We start from the raw sequence: 24,013 nt of genomic DNA on the forward strand, positions 1-24,013 counted from the left end.
TGCCAACCCAATTTCACGTTCACCACCAGGAGCCCGTCACGATGGCCAAGAAGAAGGCCGTGGAAAAGAAGACCGCCAGCAAACCCGTCCCCGCCCCGGCCGGGCCGCTGCCGCGGATCGTCATGCGGACCGGCGAAGCCCTCGTCGAAGTCGAAGACGGACCGGGCTACCTCGCCGCTGAGCCGGAAGTCGTCATCGGGGAACTCGACGGACCTGTCGGCTACGCCATCGCCAACCTGCTCGGCGACCAGATCAAGGGACACTCCCGCGTCTTCGCCATCCTGAACTGCGACTGCCAGGTCCGGCCGACGACCATCATGGTCTCCAAGGTCACGGTCAACAACGAGAAGTACACCAACATCCTGATGGGCTCCGTCCAGGCGGGCATCGCCAATGGCGTCCTCGATGCCGTCCGCGCCGGCGACATCCCGAAGGAGAAGGCCGACGACCTCGGCATCATCGTCTCCGTCTGGCTCGATCCGTCGGTCACCAAGGAGAAGAAGGTCGACCACGAGAAGCTCTTCGAGACGCAGCGGGCGGCGGTCGCCAAGGCGCTCGGCAAGGCGATGCGCGGCGAACCGAAGATCGACTGGCTCCTTGAGAACCAGAACAAGATCACCCACTGCTTCCACGAGCTGGGGATGAAGGGGGATCTGTAGGACGAGGGTCTGGGGACTCGAGTCTAGGGATCGGAAGGGGAGCGCGAGGTTCTGTGAGCGACGAGAGTGATATCCAAGCGGCGGAAGGAGAGGAGTCTCTCCCTTCCGCCTTCGGCCTTCCGCCTGATGTGGCCCCCGCCGAGGCGGACGAAATTGAGCCCTCCGGGTCCGACGACCTCGGCGCGGAGCCGGTGCTCGTGACCGTCGAGGCGCGGGCGCATGGGTGGCGGGTCGACCACTATCTCTCGCGGATGTTCCCGAACTACAGCCGCGTCCTCTTCCAGCGGGCCATCGAAGAGCAGACCGTGATGGTCAACGGCCTTCCCGTGAAGGCCGCGCGGCGGCTGCGGGTCAACGACCGGCTGTCGATCCAGCTCCCCTCGGAGCCGGACAACAACCTGCAGCCGGAAGACATCCCGATCGAGGTCCTCTTCGAGGACGACGCGATCGCGATCATCAACAAGCCGGCCGACATGGTCACCCACCCCGGCAAGGGGAACTTCCGCGGCACTCTCGCCGCCGCGGTCCAGTTCCACTTCGACCAGCTCAGCTCCGTGGCGGGGCAGCTCCGGCCGGGGATCGTCCACCGCCTCGACCGGGACACCACCGGCGTCATCATCATCGCCAAGGACAACCAGGTCCATAACCGCCTGACGCGGCAGTTCGAGCAGCGGGAGGTGAAGAAGGAGTACCACGCGATCGTCCGGGGGACCGTTCCCCGGGACGCGGACTACATCCGGACGCACCTCAAGCCGCATCCCCGGCAGCACGAGCGGATGATCGTCTGCGGTCCGGACGACAACGCCCGCGAGGCGGTGACGTTCTACGAGGTGATCGAGCGGTTCCGCGGATTCACCTATGTGCGGCTGCGGCCCGAGACCGGACGGACGCATCAGCTCCGCGTCCACATGCAGTCGCTGCGGTGTCCGATCGTGGCGGACCGGATGTACGGCGGGAGCGACCGGCTTCTTCTTTCGGAGTTGGTTGCGGCGGAGGATCGCGTCGGACAAGATGCCGAACTGGTCCATCGCCAGGCGCTGCATGCCCGCCGCATCCAGTTCCGACACCCCGCGACGGACCAGTCGCTGCAGTTCGAAGCCCCCCTGCCGGTCGACATGCAGCAGACGCTCGATGCCCTCCGCCACCATCGAAAGCTGCCGTCATGAAACTCGCCAAGGTCCGTCTTGCCGACGGTGCCCGCCGCCTTGCCGCCATTGAAGACCGGACTCTCAAGCTCCTCGACCTTTCTCAGGTCGAAAACATCCAGTGTCTTGCCGACATCCTGCATTCGCCCGACCCCGCGGGGCTCGCGCGGTTCCTGATCGATCCCCGCTCCGGATCGATCAAGTGTGACGAGGTGACCTTTCTCGCTCCCATCGACCGGCAGGAGGTGTGGGCGGCGGGGGTGACGTACAAGCGGAGCCAGGTGGCGCGGATGGAGGAGTCGAAGGCGGGCGGGGGAGCCTCGCACTACGACAAGGTCTATACGGCGGACCGGCCGGAGATTTTCTTCAAGGCGACGCCGCACCGTGTTTCGGGGCCGGGGCAGCCGGTGCGTGTGCGGCATGACAGCCGGTGGTCGGTGCCGGAGCCGGAGTTCACGCTGGTGATCGACCCGGCGGGGCGGATTGTGGGGTACACGATCGGGAACGACATGTCGGCCCGGGACATTGAGGGGGAGAACCCGCTGTATCTGCCGCAGGCCAAGGTTTACAGCCAGTGTTGTGGTCTGGGCCCGGCGATCCAGATTGCCGAGGGGACGCTGAATCTCGCCGAGACGACGGTTGGTGTTGTGATCCAGCGGGGTGGCAAGAGCGTCTTTGAGGGCTCGACGACGCTGGCGCAGCTGCACCGGCAGTTGGCGGAGCTGGCGACGTGGCTGTACCGGGAGAACGAGTTTCCGTTTGGTGCGTTCCTGCTGACGGGGACGGGAGTGATTCCGCCGGACGACTTCACGCTCGAGAACGGGGATTCGGTGTCGATCACGATCAGCGGGATCGGGACGCTGACGAATCCGGTGGTGAAGAACTCGCTGTAGGGGCTTGGAGCGCGGGTGAAAGCGGCCCGAGTGTCTGCGGCCGGGTTGTTAAACACCAAGACACCAAGGAAGTCACCAAGAACACAAAGGTTCGATCTCGTCGATGAGATCCTTGGTGACCTTCGTGAATCTTGGTGTCCTGGTGTTTCACTCTTCTCGACGCCCCTGCGGGACTGCCGGATTTCCTGCTTGACGCGGTCTACTATGTCGATAGTATCTACTAATCGGATAGTAAAGGTGAGGCCGTGTCGCAGATTCGCGCGTCAGAAGTCGAGTCGCAGATCCTGGGGTTGCTGTGGGAGCACGGGCCAAGCTCGGTCCGCGACATCCAGGAGCGCCTCGCGGACGGAAAAGCACGAGCCTACACCACCGTCCTGACCACCATGCAGGTCATGGAGAAAAAGGGCCTGCTCTCCCACGACCGCGAGGGCCTGGCCCACATCTACCGGCCACTCGTCTCCCGCGACGACATCGCCCAGCCGGCGGTCCGGACGCTCGTCCGCAACCTCTTCGGCGGCGACGCGACCAAAGTCGTCCAGACCCTCATCGACAGCCAGGACCTGAGCGAAGCGGATCTCAAGGAGATCCGCCGCATGATCAACGAAGCGGCCAAGAAGAAGTAGCGCGGTCCGCGTCCGGCGCGAGAGGAAACTCTCGCCGCCGCGCGATCCGCCGAATGTCGTTCCCGTTCATTCCGTTCGTCTTCCCAGCTCACCCCCGATCCGCCGGGTGGGAGGCCTCACATGAAAACCCTCCTCGACATTCTCCAGGGCCCGGAGAGCCTGCGGCTCGCCAGCGTCCTGCTCCACTCCCTCTGGCAGGGAGCGGCCATCGCCCTCGTGGTGGCGTTCTGCCTCCGCCGCGTCCCCGCCCACCAGTACGACCGCCGCTACACGATCGCGCTCGGCGGACTCGGAGCCGTCCTCGTCTCGCTGTTCGTGACGTGGTCGGTCCTGGGGGTGAAGTGGAACCTCGTCGGACCCCCCACGCCGGAGGCCACCTTCGTCGACGCTCACGGAGCGCACGCGATCGCGACTGCCGCCCTCGAACCCTCCCCGGCAGGGCACGAAGGCCACGCGGAGCCTGCGTCGCCCGCTCCGGTACCCCGCCGGTTGGCGCCTCCCGCGGCCGCATGGCCGACCATCGGGCCGGTACTTCGATGGGCCCTCCCCTCGCTCCTCGTCGCCTGGGGGCTCGGCTGCCTGCTGATGCTCTTCCGCCTGTCGCGGCAGATCCTCGCCGCCCGGGCTTACGTGGCCGCCTTCCCGGTCCTTGATCCGCGGCTCCTGGAGGCGGTCGAGCGGATCCGGACCGCGCTCGGCCTGCGATGCCATGTGCGGGTCCTGTCGCTCAAGCAGCTCGCCACGCCGGTCGTCTTCGGCTTCTGGAAGCCGCTCCTCGTCGTGCCGCTCTCCTTCATGACCGGGCTGACTCCGGAGCAGCAGTACGCCATCGTCGCGCACGAGCTGGCGCACATCTACCGCTGGGACTTCGTCGCCAACCTCGTGCAACTCCTCGTCGAGTCGATCCTGTTCTTCAACCCGGCGGTCCTGTGGCTCAGCCGCCAGATCCGCATCGAGCGGGAAGCGTGCTGCGACGCCATCGCGATCGCCCTCACGGAGAACCCCGTCGACTACGCCCGGACCCTCGCCGACTGGGCCGACCGGATGTACGTCCCCCCGGCCCTCGTCCCCGCCTTCGCGGAACCGGCAGGGAGCGGCTCGCTTGTCGACCGCGTTCGCCGCATCCTCTTCCCGAACCAGACGCCGCACCTGCGGGTCGGCTGGCTGTCTCTGGCGGCCATGCTCGTCCTGATCGCTTCGGCTCTGGGCCTCGTGGCCTGCGGGACACAGTGGGCGGTTGCCCAGACCGCGCGGGCGCTCTCGGATGCCGAGCGGGTCGAAGTCCTGAAGGAAGCCCGCGCGGCGATCCCGATGGTGGACGACGCGGACCTCCGCACCGAAAAGCCGGTGCGGATCATCGGGACCGTGAAGAACGAGGAGGGAGCATCGATCCCTCACGTCCATCTCTCCATTCAATCGCAGGCGGGGAACAGCGGGTACAGTCTCGGCTCGAACGGCGGGGCCGACGGCACGATCAAGGTCACGATCCCCGGAGGCCGGATCCGGACGGCGATCTTCGCCACCGGCTACGCCCCGGTGATCTTCCCCGAGCGGCGCGAGGCGGGCGGGAGCGAGATCGATCTCGGCGAGGTCGTGCTGAGGAAAGGGCGGCCGGCTCGGATCCGCTTTGTCAATCCGCAGGGGAAGCCCGTCGCCGCCGATCGGATCTCTGCGGCCCCGGCCATCCTGACCTCGTATCCGTCGGCCGACAAGACGGCGGACGCCAATGGGGAGTTCGTTGCGGAGAACGTGATCGACGTCGAGTACAAGGTGGTCGCGCGGGCCGCCGGTTTCCAGCCGATCTACGCCTGGAAAGGGATGCTCCCCTCCGAAGGGGTGACCACCATCGAAATGCTCCCCGCCAAGGTGACGTCCGGCAGGATCGTGGATGAGGCGGGCGAGCCGGTGCCGGGAGTCGCGATCTACTGCCGTGCGGAGCGGTCGGAGAGTCGCCGTCCCGGCACGATCGTCGGCCACTCTTACAGCCACGGGTCGCCGGGGCAGCTCTGGGCGGTCTCCGAACAGGACGGCTCGTTCCGGATCGATCAGATGGCGGATGACTCGCGGATCGAGGTCCTGCTCATGAAGGAAGGAGTCGTCCGCGGACTGGTGGAGGACGTCCACGCCGGCCAGCAGGAGCTCGCCTGGACGCTGGATCCGGAGATTACGCTGCGGGGGCGGGTCGAGGGGGATCTCAACCTGATCTCCAAGGATCCGCGATACCGCTCGGTCTTTTACTCCGTGCTTCGAGACACGAAGAACCAGAAGCGCGACCAGGTCCTGACCGGCAACTTCCGGATCGAGGAGGACGGTTCGTTCACGATTCCCAATCTTGTCCGCGGGACGCTGTCGTTCGACTCGCCTGGCCTGAAGGTCGACCGGCCGGTGACCGGATCGGAGTCGGACATCGTGTTCAAGCTCAAGACCCCCGACAACGCTGGTGGTCAGGAGACGCGGACCGTGACGGTCGAATTCCTCTACAACGGGGAACCGGTCCATCCGGCGGGGCAGCTTGTTCTGGAGTCGTACAACTCGACCCTTTCGCGGAAGCGAGTCGATCTCTCGAAGGGGCCGGTGACGTTTGAGGCTCCGACCCTGGCCCGGGTGCAGATCAACGGTTCGCGGATGCTGGGCTTCATGCCGGCGAAGTCGCTGCGGCAGTCGTTCGAGCCGGAGGAGCTGGCCAGGACGTTGTCGATCGCTGTTGTCCCCGCGGGGATGATTGCCGGGACCGTTCGCGATGCCGATGGAAAGCCGATCGCGGGGGCCAAGGTCGGTGTGCAGATGCCGGAGCGGGCAGGGATCGATCTGCCGGAGACGCTCGAGGCGAACGATGAAGGGGAGTTCGTGCTGAATCCGCTGCCGCTGCGGGGGGACGCTTACGTCTACGCTCAGGTCGAGCGGGCCCGGGTCTGGACGGAGGCCTTGACGGTCGATGCGGCGCATCCCGAACAGCGGATCACGCTGACGGTGCCGCGGCTGCGGGAGGTGGCGATCGAGGTGGTCGATACGGACGGGAAGCCGGTGACGGACGTGCCGCTCGTTCTCGAGTTTGACCGCAAGCTGGGGCGGAGTTCCGTCGGCTCGGGTTACGGGGTCGTGGCGACGACGGGCCGCGACGGCATGGCGCGGATCACGGGGGTCAATCCGGATCTGGAGGACTACGTGCTGTATCCTCCCAAGAACGGTCCGTGGCTGGGCGAGCGGTATCGGCTGACGGGGAAGGTGCCGCAGCGGATTGTTCTGAAGCGGGGGCACGTTCTGACGGGGCGGGTCCTGGACGAGAACGGTGCGCCGGTGCCGGGGGTGACGATGGGGGCTTCGTGTGCTGAGGATTCGCGGCCGGAGAATGCGCTCTATTACTTCACGGCGGAAGACAAGACGGATGAGGAGGGTCGGTTCCGGTTTTCGAATCTGCCTGCGGCGCCCGTGAGTGTGACGGCGCACGGGGTTCAGGAGCCGCCACAGCTGCCGCCGGGCCGTCAGTTCATGCCTGATGTGGACGAGGTAACGATTCAGGGGAAAGTCGCGGATTGGATGAGAAACCGCGATCGGTAGTTGCGTAAAGAGCCGGGGTCAAGGGGGCCACGCCCCCTTGCCGCCGGAGGCATTTCCATGAGGAACCGTGGGACACAACGGATGTCCCCTTTGTGGCACCGGCGTTGAGGACTCCCTCAAACCACACCGCTCGCTTCGCAATCCCCGCGTGTTTGTGAGGGGGCATCCGACACGGTGTCCGCGTTTGGACACGTGCTCCTTCAGACATCTCTCGACGAGAGGGCCTCCGGCGGGCAAAGGGGATTCTCCCCTCTGCACTCCCCGACCAGGGTGCCCCTGGACCCCGGTGAGCTGGCGCACTAGCCGCAGCCCAGCAACAGGTGATGTCGCAGACGTTCCACCAGCCTCTCCGCCATCTCCGGCGGGTCCAGCGGATCACGCACAAACGCCGCCACCCCCAACCGCCCGTGCAGCGTCCCGACAAGCCAGCAGTACCGCGTCCCCACCCGCGTCTGGCACGTCGCCGTATACAGCTCCCGCGGACGAACCCCGCCATAGTCCTCCGCCATCGGCAGAACACCCGTATTCGAAACGATCGCGTCCGACGTACACAGCAGCGGATGCTTGTCCGCCGCCGGCGCCAGAAAGGTCCGGGCCACCCTCGAAAAACCCCACGGCGGAAGACCGGTCCGCCCGATCGCCCCCGTGAGCGACGCGTGATACGCCCGGGCAAACTCCCAGAACGAACCACTCGGCCGCCCGTGCCACGTCTTCACCCAGTAGATGTAAAGACCCAGCTGCTCCGGCGCGACCGGAACCGGCTGCCGCCGACGCAGGTCGATATTGGTCTGAAAGGCGACACGGCGACGATCCGGCAGAACCTCAAACGCCACCAGCAGCGCCGCGGCACACAGCGCCGTATTGAGCGTCGTCCCATTCGCCTTGGCGGCCTGCAGGATCGCTCGGGTCTCGTCGGCGGAAAGACTCCCGAACCGCGGGACCGTCCGCTGGAGACTCCCGGCATGGGCGGCTACCGGGCGAGGGTTTCGGACAAGGTTCTTCGCCTCCTCCGCAAAGAACCGCAGCGTCGCCGCCGTTCTCGCTCCGGCTGGAAGAAAGGTCTCGAGAGGCGGGGCGATCGGCCGCGGCTCCGGGGCCGCGGCCTCGGAGTGTTCCAGGTCGGCGTAAGTCTGCAGCAGGGTATGGAAGAACGGCGCGACACCCAGCCCGTCGCAGATTGCATGATGGATCCGCAGCACGAGCTCGCAGCGATCCTCGCCCGCCAGGACCGTCAGACTCCAGAGAGGCGAAGACGATACCTCGCCTCCAGCCGGAGCGGGTGCGGGAAACGGCTCGTTGATGAGCCGCTCGGCGGCCGACCGCCACTGGTTCTCGTCGACGCGCGGAATGATGCGCAGGTCCAGCGCGACGTCGCGAATCGGCGCGAGGATCGGGCGGCCATCCCCGCCGGTCACGATCGTGCTGGAGAGAAGCGGCCAGCGTTCGGCCAGCCGCTGCGCCGCCTTCTGCAGCCTCGGGAGATCGAGCTTCCCTTCGCACACGAGCGGGGAAACCTGAGTGTAGGTCCCGTACCGGGCGCTCCCCCAGGCGAAGAACGATTCCAGGTCGCCAAGCGGACGGTGCGGCGGATGATCGGGCGAAGGACTCACGACGGACCAGAGCGGAAGGGAGCCGGATGGGACAGGAAAGAGCAGGGGACGAAGCGGTGGGGACTCTCGCCCAGAGCGGTCGAAATGACAAGAGGAATGCCGAGCTCGTGCCGTGACGGAACGCGGCCCTGGCTGCCGAAAACTTCCGAAAGACATGCCGGGAGCCTCGCCCTCCCGATCCCTTGGATCTTGACCGCAATGAAAGATGCATATACAAATAAATCATGGCGAAGTTCGAAGACATGGTCGATCACGTCGCGGAGCACTGCGCCGGACTGCGGGTGCGGCTGCTGAACCGGGTTGTGAGCGGCCTCTATGACAACCACCTTCGCCCGCTGGGACTGCGGGGGAGCCAGTTCAACATCCTCGTCGCCTCGGCCAAGATGAAACTGGCCCGGCCCGCCATCATGGCCGAGGTGCTGTGCATCGATCCGACGACGCTCAGCCGCAACCTGGAACGGATGCGGGCGCGGGGGTGGTTGGAGCAGGTCCCCGATCCGGAGGACGGCCGGGCTCAACCGTTCCGGCTGACCGACTCAGGGCGGGAGATCCTGCGGAGGGCGATCCCGCTGTGGGAACGGGCTCAGGCGGAGACCGAGGCCCTGCTGGGGGAAGCGGCCCTGGCGGCGATCCGCCGCGGGAGCGAGGCAGCCCGGGCGGGCTGACGCGATATGAGGGAATCCGATTCGGCAACGCTTTTGTTAGAAACTTGCATATACACACAAGTGGGCGTCCCATGAAACTCGAAGACCATCCCACCGTTCGGAAGCTGATTGACCGCCCTCGGCTGGTGTCGCCTCCGCCGGCCCCGCTCGACGCCGAATGGCTCAAAGCGCTCGCCCGCGAGTGCGGTGCGGACGACGTGGGGCTGGTCGAGCTCGAACGGCCGGCGCTCGCGGACCAGCGGGAGGAGATTCAGGCGCTCCTCCCGGGGGCCAGGACGATCCTCAGCCTCGTCCTGCGGATGAACCGTGAGCCGATCCGGACCCCGGCGCGGTCGCTTTCGAACCTGGAGTTCCACCACGTCGGGGACGAAACGAACGAGGCGGCCCGCCGGATCGTGGAGGCGCTTGAGGAACGCGGCATCCGGGCCCTCAACCCCGCCATGGGCTTTCCGATGGAAATGGACCGTTTCCCGGGGAAGATCTGGACGGTGTCGCACAAGCCGGTCGCCGTCGCCGCCGGGCTCGGGATGATGGGGATTCACCGCAACGTGATCCATCCCCGGTTTGGCAACTTCATCCTCCTGGCGACGGTCGTGATCGCCGCCGAGGCGACCGCGTACGATCAGCCGATCGACTACAACCCATGCCTCGAGTGCAAGCTGTGCGTGGCGGCCTGTCCCGTGGGGGCGATCGCGCCGGACGGGCACTTCGACTTCTCCGCGTGCTACACGCATAACTACCGGGAGTTCATGGGGGGCTTCAACGACTGGGTCGAGACGGTGGCCGACAGCCGGAACGGCCTCGACTACCGCCATCGAGTCGGCAACGCGGAGTCCGCCTCGATGTGGCAGAGCCTCTCCTTCGGACCGAACTACAAGGCGGCCTACTGCCTCTCGGTCTGCCCGGCAGGCGAAGACGTCATCGCTCCTTATCTGGAGAACCGCCGTGAGCATCTGGAGACGGTGGTCCGTCCGCTGCAGCAGAAGGTCGAGTCGATCTATGTCGTCCCCGGCTCGGACGCGGAGGACCATGTCCGCAAGCGGTTCCCGCACAAGACCGTGCGGAATGTCCGCGGCAGCCTCCGCCCCCGCTCGATCGAATCCCTGTTGTCGGCGATGCCGCACGCCTTCCAGCGGGAGAAGGCGGCCGGCTTCCGCGCGGTCTACCACTTCCGGTTCACGGGGGAGGAGCCGCGGGAGGTGACGATCCGCATTGCCGACCGGACGCTCGCCATCGAGCCGGGACTGGTTGGCCGGTGCGACGTGCGGGTGACGGTCGACTCCCGGACCTGGCTCAGGTTCATCGCGAAGGAGATTTCGCTGTTCCGGGCCCTCATCACATTCCGGCTCCGGATCCGCGGCAACCCGCTTCTCCTCGCCCGGTTCGGCCGGTGCTTTCCCTCGTGATGCCCCGCTCAGTGGCGGTTGTTCTGCTCGATCTCGGCCGCGATCCGCGCGAAGGCGGCTGCCCGCGGGTTCTTCTCGACGACCTTCTGCGAGATCCGCCCCAGCTCCGCTTCGAGGTCTGTCGCCCGCTCGATCTTCTGCCGGACGCGTTTCACCTCGGCCAGCTTTCCCACGGCCTTCCGGTAGAGCGGGCTCTCTTCGACGACCTCTTCCTTGAGCAGCGTCACCGCCTCGTCGAGGATCTTCTCGGCGGCGTCCGGCTGCTGGAGGGCCATGTAGATGTCCCCCAGCTCGACGAGGGCTTCGAGCCGCTTCCGGTCGCGGGGGCTGATCTGCTCCGCCAGGGTCTCGGCCGCCATCGTCAGGGCCTTCTCGGCCCGTTCGGCCTCGTCGGCACCGTAGAGTTCGGCGAGCGCCACGACCGTCCGGGCGACGTCGGGATGATCGCTCCCCAGCCGCCGCGACAGGATCCGGCCCCCCTCTTTGACGAGCGTCTTTCCCTCATCGTCCTTCTGCATCGCTCCGTAGAGCGAGCCGAGTTCCACGAGCGCCTGGGCGTACTCGGGATGATCCTTGCCGAGCTCGTTGCCGATGACCTCACCGGCCGACCGGAGGGCCGCTTCGGCGAGGCCGTACTCTTTCATGTCGCGGTAGAGCCGGGCCGCTTGGACGAGGTGCCGGGCGTACTCCGGGTGTTCCGCGCCGAGGTAGCCCGCGGCGACCTGGGCCGCGACGTCGACGAGTTCGCGAGCCAGCTCCGAGTTGTCCTGTCCCTGCTGGACGCGGGCGAGGTCCTGGAGGGTCTGGGCGACGAGGGGGTGCCGGTCGCTGAACTGAGCTCGGAAGATGTCGAGGGCTTCTCCCAGGAGCGGCTCCGCGGCTTTGAGACGGCCGCGTTCCGCGCTGATGACCGCGAGGTTTCGGAGGGCGACGCCGTACTCGGGGTGCGTCTTGCCATAGGCGGCGAGCAGGATCTCCGCCGCCTGCCGGCTGTCGCGCTCGGCCCACTCGGACCGGCCGAGGGCGTGATAGAGGGCCGACTGTTCCAGCAGGATCGCGGCGAAGGCGGGATGTCCGGGATCGACGCCGCTGAGGAGTTCACGGGCCCGGTCGAGTTGCGGCTGGGCGTCCGGGATTCGGCCCTGCCGCCGGGACAGCTCCGCTCGGTTCTTGTGGAGCATCGCCAGCGGGACGGCGTACCGCTCCGGCTCGGCCGCGTAGATGGTCTCGATCGCCTCGTAGGCGGCGCGGGCTTCGTCGTAGTTCGCCATCAGGACGCAGACGCTCGCCTTGACCCCCAGGGCCTGCGCGTAGACGGGGGTGTCGGTCGCCTCCTTCTCGCGGAGGACCGCGAGGGCGCGGTCGATCACCTCGGGAACATTCCGCACGGCTCCGGCATCCCGCAGCGCGGAGGCGTAGCCGATGAGGGCCACCGCCTCATCCCCGCTTCCACTGCCGTACCGCTCGGCGGTTCCGGCGACGACCTTCTTGTGGAGCGCGAGCGACTCGCCGAAGCGGCCCGAATCCTGGAGCAGGTTGGCGAGGTCGATTTCGAGGGTCAGCGTCGTGGGATGTGTCTCGCCTCGCGTTGCGACGAGTGTCTTCAGGGCTCGACGGTAGAGAGCTTCGGCCTCCTTCGGTCGTCCGGCGGAGTGGCACAGCTCGCCCCAGCGGCCGCAGGCGAAGGCGGTGACGTAGTGGTCGGGCCCCCACAGGGCCTCCTGGCCGGCGGCGCACTTCTGGGCTGCCTCGATGGCCAGGGGAAGGTCCCCCTCCGATTCGAACCTGTCCCGGTCTCCCGCGAGGTTCCCTGCCGCGCGGTGCTGCTCCATCTGGGCTTCGGAGAGGGAGTCGAGGAGGGCGAGGTACTCCTCGGCGGTGAAGAGCTGTGTGCGGGCGATCCCCAGTTTGGGCCGCGTGTCCGGGACGGTGCGGAACTCCTGGGCCGGTGCTGAGGGGCCAAAGAGGGGGACGAGAGCCGCGAAGCCCACGAGGAGAAATACGAAGCGGCGCATCCCTGCGGACCCCGTCAGAACGGATCAGAAGACCCGGCTTCTAACACCGCAGACGCGTTCGGGTCAATTCGGAGATCGGCGGGCCTGGGGAACGCGAGGGTATTCGGCGAACTGCAGTCGGCCGGGGAGAGAGGTTGATCCCCCGGTTTCGACTCGCCATCCTTGCCGGATGGACTCCCATAGCTCAAACCCAACGTGCGACGGCAGCCGGGGTCAAGGGGCCAAAGAAACAACACAGGACCCCTTGCCGCCGGAGGCGCTTCCAGGAGGAACCGTGGGACACAACGGACGTCCGCTTTGTGGGACCGGCGTTGAGGACTCACCGCCCGCTCTGGGATCCCCGCGGGTTGGTGAGGGGGCATCCGGCACAGTGTCCGCGTTTGGACACGTACTCCTTCAGGCATCTCTCGACAGCCAGGCCTCCGGCGGGCAAAGGGGATTCTCCCCTCTGCACTCCCTGACCAGGGTGCCCCTGGACCCCGGTTGCGTCGCAAGATCGCTCGTCAGACCATCATTCAACAGACACGCCCGGAGCTTGGGGCGACTGCATAGGACGGCAGAAGTTCGGGTTTCTACTTCGCCGGGTTCATCTTCGTCAGCAGCGGGGGCATCTCGCCTTCGTCCCGGATCGCCCACAGATGCTTCTGCGAGGCGACATAGAGCGTGCCGTTCGCGGCCGTCGGGACCGACCAGACCGGAGAACCGAGGCGCATATCCGCCAGGTGCTTGAGCTCCCGGCCCGCCGCCAGGACCGTCAGGCCCCGCCGCGTTCCGAGATAAACCTTGTTGTCCGCCACGAACGTCGACGACCAGACTTCGTCCTTCGTGTCGTAGACCCACTGGACGCGGCCGGTCTGGGCGTCGAGGCAATGGACCTTGCCGGCGTGTTCGGCGACATAGACGAGGCCGTCGCGGACCGATGGAGTCGAGAGCGTCCGGCCGATCCCTTCGTATACCCAGACGGTCTCGACCGTCGACTTCCCATCCGCCTCGCGGCGCGGGCGGATGCAGGAGACCGCCCCCTTGCCGCGACCGTGGAGCGGATCCTGGCCGATCGTTACGTAGACCAGTTCGCCGTCAACGACCGGCGATCCGATGATCTCGCTGGGGCTGATGAGCTCCCCATTGGCGAACAGGTCCTTGGCTCCGCCGCGGACGAGGGCCCAGTAATCGATGACCTTGCCGCCCCGTTCGCGGTAGCCCTTGGGGTTGGCGTCGAACTTCCAGAGTTGCTCGAGCGTTTGGCCCGGCTTCAGCTCCTTGAGGGGGCGGAAGCCGTAACAGAAGCCGTCGCCGGCACCGAAGACGATCTCCTCTTCGTTGCCGACCTTCAGCAGGGTGGGGGAGGCCCACTGGCCGTGGAAGACGGCGGCGCTGATCTTGCCGTCGTCCCGGGCGAGGAACTCGCCGGTGTCGCGATGGAGGGCGATGAGCGACGCGGCGGTCGGGAGGACGACTTTGCCGTCGTAGACGCCGTTTCCGGTGCAGACGTAGACGACGTCGCCGTGGATCAGGACGGAGCAGTTCGTGGCGTCGTGGGGGAAGACCGGGAGGTCCCGGACCATGTCGAACCGCCACAGGATGTCGGCGTCGGTGGGGCGAAGCTCGACGGCCGGATCGTCCTGGCCGACGGAGAACTTGGCTTCGTCGAGGAACGGGCCCTGGTTGCCGTTGTCGAGTCCGCGGACGTCGAGGCACAGGACCTCGCAGCGGTTGGTGACGAGGTAGGCCCGGCCGCGGTCGACCGTGACGGTCGAGCAGATGCCGAGGTTCATGGCGTCGAAGTCTTCGCTGACCTTGGCGCGGTCGATCTCGATCTTGGGGACGACGAGTTTCCAGTCGAGTTCGCCGGAGTGCTCGTCGAAGCACATCAGGACGCCCCCTTCGGTCACTTCATAGCGGGGGTCTTCGAGGGTTTCGTCGTTTGTTCCGATGAAGACCTGTCCGCCGGCGATGGTGGGGGCGGAGTAGTTTTCGCTGCCGATGCGGGCGACCCAGGCGACGTTCTTGGTGGATTTGACGTCGACGCCGAGTTTTTCGCGGGTGCGTTTGCCGGGGTCGAAGCGTTCGGGGAGGTGCGTCTCGGAGGACGCCATGTTGCGGTGTGTGCCGCCTCCCCATTGGGCCCAGTCGGCGGCGAGGGCCGGGACGGTGAGGAGGCCGAGGAGGACCGCTCCGCCGAGGCGGGAGGAGAGGCGGGGGAGGGGCGAGGTCATGTGTGGGAGGTCCGAACCGCGGCGCACGTTCAAAAACGTTCCCAACAGCATCCACAGGGTGGCATCGTGGGGCAAGTCGGCGGGGTGTCGGGTGGTGGGGGTGAGCTCAGCTTGGTGTGACAATCGGAATAATCAGGCGCTTTGCGCAAGCTGAACCGGCCCAACCGGGTCCAGGGGCACCCTGGTGGGGAGTGCAGAGGGGCAACGCCCCTTTGCCCGCCGGAGGCCGTCTCCTCGAGAGATGTCTGAAGGAGGGGGTGTCCAGACGCGGACGACGTGCCGTATGCCCCCTCACCAACCCGCGGGGATTGCGAAACGAGCGGTGAGTCTTCAACGCCGGTACCACAAAGCGGACGTCCGTTGTATCCCACGGTTCCTCACAGGAGTGCCTCCGGCGGCAAGGGGGCGTGGCCCCCCTTGACCCCAGGCTGCCGTCGCACATTGGGCTTGAGCTATGGGAGTCACGCCGGCAATGACGCGTCTCAGTGCTTGAAGTGGCGACGACCCGTGAAAATCATCGACATGCCGTGCTCGTCACACGCCGCAATGACGTCCGGGTCCGCCTTCGAACCACCCGGCTGAATCGCCGCCGTGATCCCCGCCTTCGCCGCCTCGTCAATCCCATCCCGGAACGGGAAGAACGCGTCCGAAGCCACCACCCCGCCACGACTCTTCTCGCCCGACTTGTAAGCCGCGATGTGCGACGAATCTAGCCGGCTCATCTGACCCGCCCCGACACCGATCACCATCCCCCCCTTCGCAAAGACGATGGCGTTCGACTTCACGTGCTTGCACACCTTCCAGCTGAACGCCAGATCCGTCAGCTCGGCGGCCGTCGGCGCCCGCTTCGTCACCACCTTCCAGTCCCCCTGCGGATCGGCCTGGTCGTCCCGGTCCTGCATCAGCAGGCCGCCAGTTACGCGGCGGTACTCCAGAATCGTCGGCTGCGGCAGCAGGAAACCCGGCAGCTTCAGAAGGCGGACATTGTTCTTCCACTTCGGCTTCGTGGTGAGGAGGGCGAAGGCCTCGGGAGCGTAGTCCGGAGCAATGATCGCCTCGATGAACCGGTTCGGCTCGCACAGCCGCTCGGCGGTCGCGAGATCGACCGGCCGGTTAAAGCCGATGATCGAACCGAAGGCGCTGATCGGGTCCCCTTCGTACGCCTTGTCGAACGCCTCGGCGAGCGTCGCCCCGATCGCACAGCCGCACGGATTGTTGTGCTTGATGACGACCGCGGCCGGCTCCTCGTATTCGCGGGCGATCGCCATCGCGGCGTCGAGGTCGAGGAGGTTGTTGTAGGAGAGCTCCTTGCCGTGCAGCTTCTCGGCCGCCGCCAGCGTCGCCGGCCCGGCGTTCGGCTCGACGTAGAACGCGGCCTTCTGATGCGGGTTCTCACCGTAGCGGAGGGTCTCGCGGCGCTCGAGGGCGATGGCGATGGTCGGCGGGAAGATCTTGTCGGTTTCGGTGCCGGTGATGCCGGCGAAGTAGTTCGAGATCGCCCGGTCGTAGCGGGCGGTCATTTCGAAGGCCGCGCCGGCGAGCTCGCGGCGGAACTCCGGCGTGAGCTGTCCCGCCTGGAGACCGGCGATGACGCGGTCGTACTGATCGGCCCGCGTCACGACGCCGATGTAGGCGTGGTTCTTGGCCGCCGAGCGGATCATGCTCGGGCCGCCGATGTCGATGTTCTCGATGGCATCTTCGATCTTGCAGCCCGGCTTCGCGACCGTCTGTTCGAACGGATAGAGGTTCACGACGACGAGCTCGAACGGAATGATCCCGTGAGCCTCGATTGCCTCGGCGTCTTCCTTGAGGTCCGGCCGGCCGAGGATCGCCCCGTGGATCCGCGGGTGCAGCGTCTTGACCCGCCCGTCCATGATTTCCGGGAAGCCGGTGTAGGACGAGACGTCGATGACGTTGAGCCCCAGGTCCTTCAGGAACTTGGCCGTTCCGCCGGTGGAGAGAATCTCGAAACCGAGCTGACCGAGGGCCTGGGCAAAGGGGGCGAGACCCGTCTTGTCACTGACGCTGATAAGGGCACGACGAGGCCAGGCGCGGCTCATGGGAACTCCGGACACGAACGGACGAACAAGGACGAACGGACCAAGGGGCACAAGGTATCGGCAGCGGGGGAGACGTGAAAGGATGGGGGCGGGAGAGTGCTTCGTGAGAATTGCAAACTGAGATGTGGGGCGTGTGCAAACCCTGCCGATGACGCGTCCCCCGTATCTTGGCTCGAACCGCGTCCTCGCCGAACGGACTCCCGCCCGCTCAATCCCAACTCTCCACGGCAGCCCGGTCCAGCGGGACGCTGGCTGGATGGCTGGACGGGGGGGAGGGGGTTCGGGAGACTGGCGGGCGGTCGGTCGTGTGGCCGGCGGTGGAACCCCATTCGATCGAGAGTGCGATGCGCGGCCTGATCCGAAGCGTGACCTCCCTGGTGTGCGGCATCTCCCTGGCCGGTTCCGGCTCACTGTGCGCTGGGGCGGAAGAGTGGCCGCAGTGGCGGGGACCGGAGTTCACCGGGATCTCGACCGAGACCGGCGTCGCCACGAGCTGGTCCGCCAAAAAGAACGTCGCCTGGCGTACGGAACTCCCCGGCCCCGCCGGCTCCACCCCGTGCATCGCCAACGGCCGCCTGTTCCTGACCACCGCGGCCGGCGAAGACCTGTACGTGATGGCCTTCGACCTCAACGGCAAGGAACTGTGGCGGCAGAAGGCTGGCTCCGGAAACCAGGACGCCCGCGTCGACGAGGGGAACTCCGCGGCTCCGTCCCCCTGCACGGACGGCAAGCACGTCTGGGCCTTTTTCGGCACGGGGATCCTGGTCTGCTACGACCGGGACGGCAAAGAGGTCTGGAAGTTCGACGTCCAGGACCGCTACGGCAAGATCGATATCCAGTTCGGGATGACGTCGACCCCTGTGCTCGACGGCGACTTCCTGTACCTGCAGCTCATCCACGGCAACATGCGGACAGACTACACCGTCGGCAAGGTGGTGAAGCTCGAGAAGAAGACTGGCAAGGAGGTCTGGGCAGTCGACCGGAAGGCGGACCCCAAGGCGGAGTGCAAGCACTCCTATGCGTCCCCTTTCCTCTTTGAAGACGGAGGATCGCGGAGCCTGGTGACGCACGGGGCGGACTGCACGGTCGGGATCGCCCTGGAGGACGGGCGCGAGCTGTGGCGGCTGGACGGGCTCAACGGCCCGTCGCGGTTCAACGCGAACTACGACGGGACGCTGCGGTTCGTCGCTTCGCCGGGGCTCTCCAAGGACGCGCTCATCATTCCGAGCGCCAAGAAGGGGCCGGTCGTCGCGATCAAGACCCCCAGCCAGATCCAGGGGAACATCACCAAGTCGGACTCCGACATCCTGTGGACGTATGAGCGGACGCCGGACGTCTGCTGTCCGCTGATCGTCGACGGCCGGGTCTACCTCAACATGGATGCCCGCTTCGCCAGCCTCGACGTCAAGACCGGCAAGGTGATCTACGAGGGGCGGATCCACAGCGCGTCTTACCGCGGCAGCCCCGTTTACGCCGCCGGCCACATCTACTGTGTGGCCCGGGACGGCGTGATCACGGTCCTCAAGGCGGGGACGGACGACCTGCAGGTGGTGGCGGAAAATACGCTTGACGAACCGATCTCGGCTTCGCCAGCGATCACGGAAGGGATGATGTATCTACGGACGTACAAGGCGCTCTATGCGATTCGCGACGGGGCGGTGACGCGAGCCGCGAAGTGAGTTTCCGTCCGTACCGAGTGGTCACGAACCGGTGGCCGGAGCCGCTTTGACGGCGGAGATGGCGCCGTTCTTCTTGAGGTCTTTGCCGAAGCTCAGCTCAGCAGTGAGCTTCGTGGACTTGAGGCCGGTGACCGTGACCGTCGGGGGGGTGCTGTAGCCGGAGCCGCCTTCGGTGATGACGATCTGCTTGATCTGGCCGTTCTCGACGATGGCGTGGCCTTTGGCCGGTTTGGTCGGCCACATTTCGCCTCGTTCGCGGCGGTAGCGGTAGTAGTCGGAGACTTCGTCGAGTCGCTCGTTGGTGATGCCGTGCGGGCCAAGGACTTTGAGGAGGGCTTCCTTGTTCTTGCGGGCCTGGGCGCCGGAGGGGGGGCCGTTTCGGGAGGGGGTGACGCCGCTGAAGGCTTCGCGGAAGACTTCGGGGGTGACGCCGAGGCCGCCGGCGACGAGGGCGACTGGGCGGCCGTGGTCGCGGGGGTCGGTTTCGTGTCCGCCGCCGAAGGTGAGGGGAAGTTCTTCGGCGTGGGCCATTGCGGCTGCTCCCCAGAGGGCCAGGCTCAGGAGGGTCAAGTGTGCCAGGACTTTCATGATGTTGTTGCCCGCTCGTGTTGTTGAGTGTGTTGTGCTCTTCACGTGGTCTTGAAACACCGTGGGCGGCAAACCGGACCGCGAAAGTTTTCCGGCTGTCTCGAATCACGTCCTTGCCGGCGAAGCGTCCATAGCTCAAACCCAACGTGCCCCGGCAGCCTGGGGTCAAGGGGGCCACGCCCCCTTGCCGCCGGAGGCATTTTCGTTGAGGAACCGTGGTACACAACGGACGTCCCCTTTGGGCAGTCCGGTGCCGCGCTTGCGTCCGGTCGGCAAGACCTCGAAAGTACAGAATCCCCGAAATTGCCTCCGTTCCCACGGTTAGCATGCCTGTGCGTCTTCTCGTCCTGGCGGTCTCCTGCTCACTTCTCGTCTCGACCGCCTGGGGACAGCCTCCGCGCGAACGACGCGGCGGATTCCAACGGACCATCCACGCCATCCGCGACGCCCGGATCGTCGTCTCCGCCGGCGAAGCCGCGATCGAAAAAGGGACGATCGTCATCCAGGACGGCTTCATCACCGCCGTCGGCGACGAGGTCGCCATCCCCCCCGGAGCCCACGTGATCGAAGGGGCCGGACTCGTCGTCTACCCGGGCTTCATCAACGCCCTCGCCGACATCCCGCTCCCGCCCGAACGACAGCCCGCACCGGGGGCCGGCCGGAAACTGAACCTCGAACAGTATGCCCTGGCGGTCACGCCGCCGGACAACCGCCGCGGACTCACGCCGGAGTTCCCACTCTCGAGCCGGCTGACCTGGGACGAAGCAGGACAAAAGCCGTACCGCGAAGCCGGGTTCACCACGGTTCACGCAGTCTGGGCCGCTCCCATCGCCGCCGGGCAGACCTGTCTCGTCACGACCTCGGGAGCACCGCTGCGGGAGAGCCTGATCGCTGATCCCGTCGCCGCCACGTTCCTCCTCGCCCCGCCCCGCGGACGCGACGACGAATCGACCCGCTACCCGGCGACCTTCATGGGAGCCGTCGCTCACCTGCGGCAGGCGTTCCTCGACGCCGAACACCACGCGAAGCATCGGCAGCTGTTCGACGGAGGAGCGGGCGACCTGCAGCGGCCTGTCGAAGATGCAGCCCTGGAGACCCTGACCCGCGTCCGCGCGGGAGAACTGCGGGCGCTGTTCCTCGCGCGGCTCAGCCGCGATCAGGACCGCCGCGAGGTCGACGAAGGAGCCCGGATGTTCGGCTTCCTCCCGTCCAATACGGAGCGGGACCGGATCCGGCGGGCGATCGCGTTCGCCGGCGAGCAGGGGCTCGATCCGATCCTTTCGGTCGGGACCGACGCGGCAGAAGTCGTGGACGAACTGGAGAGCCGCGAGCGGCCGGTGATCCTGGAACTCGATCTGGGGGAGGAGCCGGAAGAGCCCAAGGCCAAGCCCGAAGACGAAGCCAAGGCGATTCGCGCGGACGTTCCCGCTCCGCAGCGGCAACGGGAGTACCTCAAGGCGGAATGGAAGCGGCACGCGGGAGCCGCCGCGGCGCTGCATGAGGCGGGGGTGTCGTTCGCTCTGGCAACGCGGGGGCTCAAGCAGCCGGGGGACCTGCTCAAGACCGTCCGGATCCTGATCGAGCAGGGGCTCGACGAAGCGACCGCGGTCGCCGCGCTCACGAGCGTGCCGGCGGAGCTCCTGGGGCAGTCGGCCCACATCGGGTCGCTCGCCGAAGGGCACTGGGGGCACGTCACGGTCCTCGCGGCGCCGCTGAAGGAGAAGCACGCCAAGCTGCGGTACGTCCTCGTCGACGGGGCGCTGCATGAGTTCAACGCGCCGGAGAAGGAGAAGTCGTCGAAGCCGGCCGACAAGCCGACCGTGCACCTCGACGGGACGTGGCAGGTTCGGATCGATCAGGGAAATGAAAAATCGACGTCGGCGACGCTGGAACTCGCCCAGAACGAGGCGGCGCTCTCCGGGGGTTTCACGAGCGACCAGGGGGCGGGCCGGGTCTCGTCGGGGAAGGTGACCGGGAAGAGTTTTCGATTCACCGTCGAGATTGGAGCAGGCGAGAAGACGCTGACGCTGAAGTTCGAAGGCGAAGCTGAGGATCAGGACGGTGAGCAGCGGTTGAAGGGCAAGCTCGTCCCGCCGTTCGGGCCGGAGACGACCTTCACCGCGACGCCGAAGACATCGAAGAACAAGACGGAGAACGAGGCCAAGCCGGAGTCTTCACCGGAAGAGAAGAAGCCCGCGAATCCGATCTCGCTGTCGATCGACGACGGCGAGCCGGCGATGGCGAAGGAGGCGTCGAAGCCGGAATCCGCGGATTCGAAAGAGGCGACGAAGAAGGGGAAGGCCAAACCGGCCCCGCTGCAGCCATTCGATCCGGAGCTGTTCCCGACGGAGCTGCCGCCCGACCGCGAGCGGCCGATCGACCGGACCGAGGGGAACCTGTTCGTCCGCGGGGCGACGGTCCTGACCGGGACCGGCGAGACGTTGGAAGAGGCTTCGATCCTGATCCGCGAGGGAAAGATCGCCGCGATCGGGAAGGATCTGGAGCCGGATGAGGGGATGCGGGTCATCGACGCGCGGCGGCACTGGGTGACGCCGGGGCTGATCGATACCCACAGCCACATCATGTTCGACGGCGGTCTCAACCAGGTGAACGAGGGGACGCAGTCGATCGTCTGCGAGGTCCGGGTTCGTGACGTGATCGCCACCCGCGACGTGGCCGAGTACCGGGCGCTCGCCGGTGGTCTCACGACCGCGCGGCTCCTGCACGGCTCGGCGAATGCCATCGGCGGGCAGGATGCCGTCGTGAAGCTCAAGGTTGGGGACGGACTGGATGAGCACCTCGTTACGGATCGGCCGCTCGGCGTGAAGTTCGCGCTCGGTGAGAACGTGAAGCGGAACCCGAACCGGTTCCCCCACACGCGGCTCGGCGTCGAGGCGACGCTCAAGCGGGCGTTCTTCGAGGCCCTCGACTACCGCCGCGAGTGGATCGCCTACGAGAAGGCGAAGAAAGCGGCCGGACGAAAGGGTGACGAGATCCTCCCTCCCCGCCGCGACCTGCGGCTGGAGCGGCTGGTCTCGATCCTGAACGGCGAGACGCTGATCCACTCCCACTGCTACCGCGCGGACGAGATCCTGATGCTGCTGCGGACCGCCGACAGCCTGGGAATCCGGGTGCAGTCGCTCCAGCACGTTCTGGAGGGGTACAAGATCGCCCCCGAGATCCTGAAGCACGGGGCGAGCTGCAGCACGTTCTCCGACTGGTGGGCCTACAAGGTCGAGGCGTACGACGCGACGGCCTACAACGCGTCGCTCCTCAACGAGGCGGGGGTCAGCACCGTCATCAAGAGCGACAACGCCGAACTGATGCGGCACATGAACTTCGAGGCGGCCAAGTCGCTCAAGTACGGCAACATGCCTCCCGACGACGCCCTCGCCATGGTGACGCTGAACGCAGCCCGCGAGATCGGGCTCGACAAGCGGATCGGGTCGATCGAGGTCGGCAAGGACGGAGACCTGGCGATCTTCAGCGGGCACCCGTTCAACACCTTCGGCAAGTGCGTGGCGACGGTCATCGAAGGGGAAGTCCGGTACGAGCAGGCGAAGCAGCCGACCGCGATGTCCGAGGCGGGCCGCAAGCGGGCGGCTCTGGCGCCGAAGCTCGTGATGGCGGCGGACGAGGTCCGGGCCAAGGCGCTCGTGATCCCTGAGAGCGAGAGCGGCGTCTATGCCATCGAGAACGCGACGATCCATCCGGTCGAAGGGCCGGATGGGATCGAGAACGGGACGCTAGTGATCGCCGACGGCAAGATCCAGGCGGTCGGCCGGGACATTCCGGCGCCCGAGGGGGCGACGATCATCAATGCGACGGGCCTGCACGTTTACCCGGGGCTGATCGATTCGGGGTGTCTCGTGGGGGTTCACGAGATCGATGCGCTCGACGTGGGCCAGGACCACTCGGAGAACGGGCCGTTCCAGCCGGACCTGACCCCCTCGACGGCGCTCAATGTCGACTCGGAGCTGTTGCCGGTGGCCCGCGCGGGGGGGATTACGGCGGCGCTGATCCGGCCGCGGAGCGGGATCATTGCCGGGCAGTGTTCGCTGATTCAGCTCAGCGGGTGGACCGCTCCCGAGATGACGATCCGCGAGGCGGTCGGGCTGGCGATCAACTGGCCGACAAAGGCGGAGGAGATCGATTCGCTCAAGGAGTTCTTCCGCACGGCCCGGCGATATGACGAGCTGCGCGCTCAGGAGAAGCCGGGGAAGGAGACGATGGTCCGCGATCCGCGGTTTGAGGCGATGCGGCCGTATCTCAAGCGGACGAAGCCGGTCTTCGTCGAGGGGCATACGCGGAAGCAGATGGCGGAGGCACTGCTGTGGGCGGAGGAGGAGAAGCTGCGCGTGGTCCTGACGGGGGCGACCGATGCCTGGAAGCTGGCGGCGGAGATCAAGGCCCGGAAGGTGCCGGTGATCCTGGGGCCGGTGATGCGGCCGCCGCTGGAGGGATGGGACCCGTTCGACGCCCCGTATGCAAACCCCGGGCGGTTGTTTGAGGCCGGCGTGCCGTTCGCGGTCCGCTCCGACGAAGAGGCGAACGCCCGCAACGCACCGCTCGAGGCGGGATTTGCGGTGGGGTATGGGTTGCCGGAGCGGGAGGCGCTCAAGGCGGTGACGCTCGGGGCGGCGAAGATCCTGGGTGTCGAGGGTGAGCTCGGTTCGCTGAAGGCGGGGAAGCGGGCGAATGTGATCGTGACGGACGGTTCGCCGCTGCAGCATTCGACGCAGTTCAAAGCGGTGTTTGTCAGCGGCCGGCCGTATGCGCCGGAGAGTCGGCAGACGCGGTTTTATGAGAAGTACCGAGAGCGCTTGAAGTAGGTCTCTTTTGATCCCCGGGTCCAGGGCAGGGGCCCAGGCGGGGGGAGGATCGGGACGGGACCTG

At 66.7% G+C, this 24,013-nt stretch carries 14 protein-coding genes; 9 read left to right on the forward strand and 5 right to left on the reverse strand.

Annotation, left to right across the window (positions count from 1 at the left end):
* The first annotated feature begins 122 nt into the window (after positions 1-122).
* The 5 genes from fae to VT03_RS23375 all read left to right on the forward strand — a co-directional run bounded on the left by fae (position 123) and on the right by VT03_RS23375 (position 6,878).
* Positions 123-659 (forward strand): formaldehyde-activating enzyme, encoded by a 537-nt coding sequence (gene fae, locus VT03_RS23355; protein WP_075097253.1) that lies wholly within the window; start codon positions 123-125, stop codon positions 657-659.
* Between the two features lie 53 nt (positions 660-712).
* The gene (locus tag VT03_RS23360; RefSeq protein WP_231870498.1) at positions 713-1,825 is read left to right on the forward strand and encodes an RluA family pseudouridine synthase; all 1,113 of its coding nucleotides are present in this window, start codon (positions 713-715) and stop codon (positions 1,823-1,825) included.
* Positions 1,822-2,697 carry a fumarylacetoacetate hydrolase family protein gene (locus VT03_RS23365; protein ID WP_075095234.1) on the forward strand — a complete coding sequence of 292 codons (876 nt, stop codon included), beginning with the start codon at positions 1,822-1,824 and terminating at the stop codon, positions 2,695-2,697. Before VT03_RS23360 ends, VT03_RS23365 begins: the two co-directional genes overlap by 4 nt.
* Positions 2,698-2,942: 245 nt before the next feature.
* Positions 2,943-3,320 carry a BlaI/MecI/CopY family transcriptional regulator gene (locus tag VT03_RS23370; RefSeq protein ID WP_075095235.1) on the forward strand — a complete coding sequence of 126 codons (378 nt, stop codon included), beginning with the start codon at positions 2,943-2,945 and terminating at the stop codon, positions 3,318-3,320.
* A gap of 120 nt (positions 3,321-3,440) precedes the next feature.
* Positions 3,441-6,878: a M56 family metallopeptidase gene (locus VT03_RS23375; protein WP_075095236.1), complete on the forward strand. Its 3,438-nt coding sequence runs from the start codon at positions 3,441-3,443 to the stop codon at positions 6,876-6,878.
* 299 nt (positions 6,879-7,177) lie between these two features.
* On the opposite strand, the gene VT03_RS23380 is transcribed toward VT03_RS23375, so the two are convergent.
* The gene (locus VT03_RS23380; RefSeq protein WP_075095237.1) at positions 7,178-8,488 is read right to left on the reverse strand and encodes a condensation domain-containing protein; all 1,311 of its coding nucleotides are present in this window, start codon (positions 8,486-8,488) and stop codon (positions 7,178-7,180) included.
* A 224-nt stretch (positions 8,489-8,712) separates the two neighbouring features.
* On the opposite strand from VT03_RS23380, the gene VT03_RS23385 reads away from it, so the two are divergent.
* On the forward strand, positions 8,713-9,153 hold the full coding sequence (locus VT03_RS23385) for a MarR family winged helix-turn-helix transcriptional regulator (protein WP_075095238.1): 441 nt from the start codon (positions 8,713-8,715) through the stop codon (positions 9,151-9,153).
* A gap of 71 nt (positions 9,154-9,224) precedes the next feature.
* The gene (locus tag VT03_RS23390) at positions 9,225-10,559 is read left to right on the forward strand and encodes an SCP2 sterol-binding domain-containing protein (RefSeq protein ID WP_075095239.1); all 1,335 of its coding nucleotides are present in this window, start codon (positions 9,225-9,227) and stop codon (positions 10,557-10,559) included.
* An 8-nt stretch (positions 10,560-10,567) separates the two neighbouring features.
* On the opposite strand, the gene VT03_RS23395 is transcribed toward VT03_RS23390, so the two are convergent.
* The 3 genes from VT03_RS23395 to purH form a co-directional block, all read right to left on the reverse strand.
* On the reverse strand, positions 10,568-12,574 hold the full coding sequence (locus VT03_RS23395; protein ID WP_075095240.1) for a tetratricopeptide repeat protein: 2,007 nt from the start codon (positions 12,572-12,574) through the stop codon (positions 10,568-10,570).
* 572 nt (positions 12,575-13,146) lie between these two features.
* Positions 13,147-14,790 carry a PQQ-binding-like beta-propeller repeat protein gene (locus VT03_RS23400; protein WP_075095241.1) on the reverse strand — a complete coding sequence of 548 codons (1,644 nt, stop codon included), beginning with the start codon at positions 14,788-14,790 and terminating at the stop codon, positions 13,147-13,149.
* Between the two features lie 482 nt (positions 14,791-15,272).
* Positions 15,273-16,850, reverse strand: coding sequence for a bifunctional phosphoribosylaminoimidazolecarboxamide formyltransferase/IMP cyclohydrolase (gene purH / locus VT03_RS23405; RefSeq protein ID WP_075095242.1), 1,578 nt, complete (start codon positions 16,848-16,850; stop codon positions 15,273-15,275).
* Between the two features lie 344 nt (positions 16,851-17,194).
* Here purH and VT03_RS23410 point away from each other — a divergent pair, with 344 nt between their 5' ends.
* Positions 17,195-18,529: a PQQ-binding-like beta-propeller repeat protein gene (locus tag VT03_RS23410; protein ID WP_075095243.1), complete on the forward strand. Its 1,335-nt coding sequence runs from the start codon at positions 17,195-17,197 to the stop codon at positions 18,527-18,529.
* Between the two features lie 21 nt (positions 18,530-18,550).
* On the opposite strand, the gene VT03_RS23415 is transcribed toward VT03_RS23410, so the two are convergent.
* Complete coding sequence (locus VT03_RS23415; RefSeq protein WP_075095244.1) at positions 18,551-19,117, reverse strand: hypothetical protein; 567 nt, start codon at positions 19,115-19,117, stop codon at positions 18,551-18,553.
* Between the two features lie 326 nt (positions 19,118-19,443).
* Here VT03_RS23415 and VT03_RS23420 point away from each other — a divergent pair, with 326 nt between their 5' ends.
* The gene (locus VT03_RS23420) at positions 19,444-23,949 is read left to right on the forward strand and encodes an amidohydrolase family protein (protein WP_156514711.1); all 4,506 of its coding nucleotides are present in this window, start codon (positions 19,444-19,446) and stop codon (positions 23,947-23,949) included.
* The last annotated feature ends 64 nt before the right edge of the window (positions 23,950-24,013 follow it).

Origin of the sequence: Planctomyces sp. SH-PL14 (assembly GCF_001610835.1) — a bacterium.
GTDB lineage: Bacteria > Planctomycetota > Planctomycetia > Planctomycetales > Planctomycetaceae > Planctomyces_A.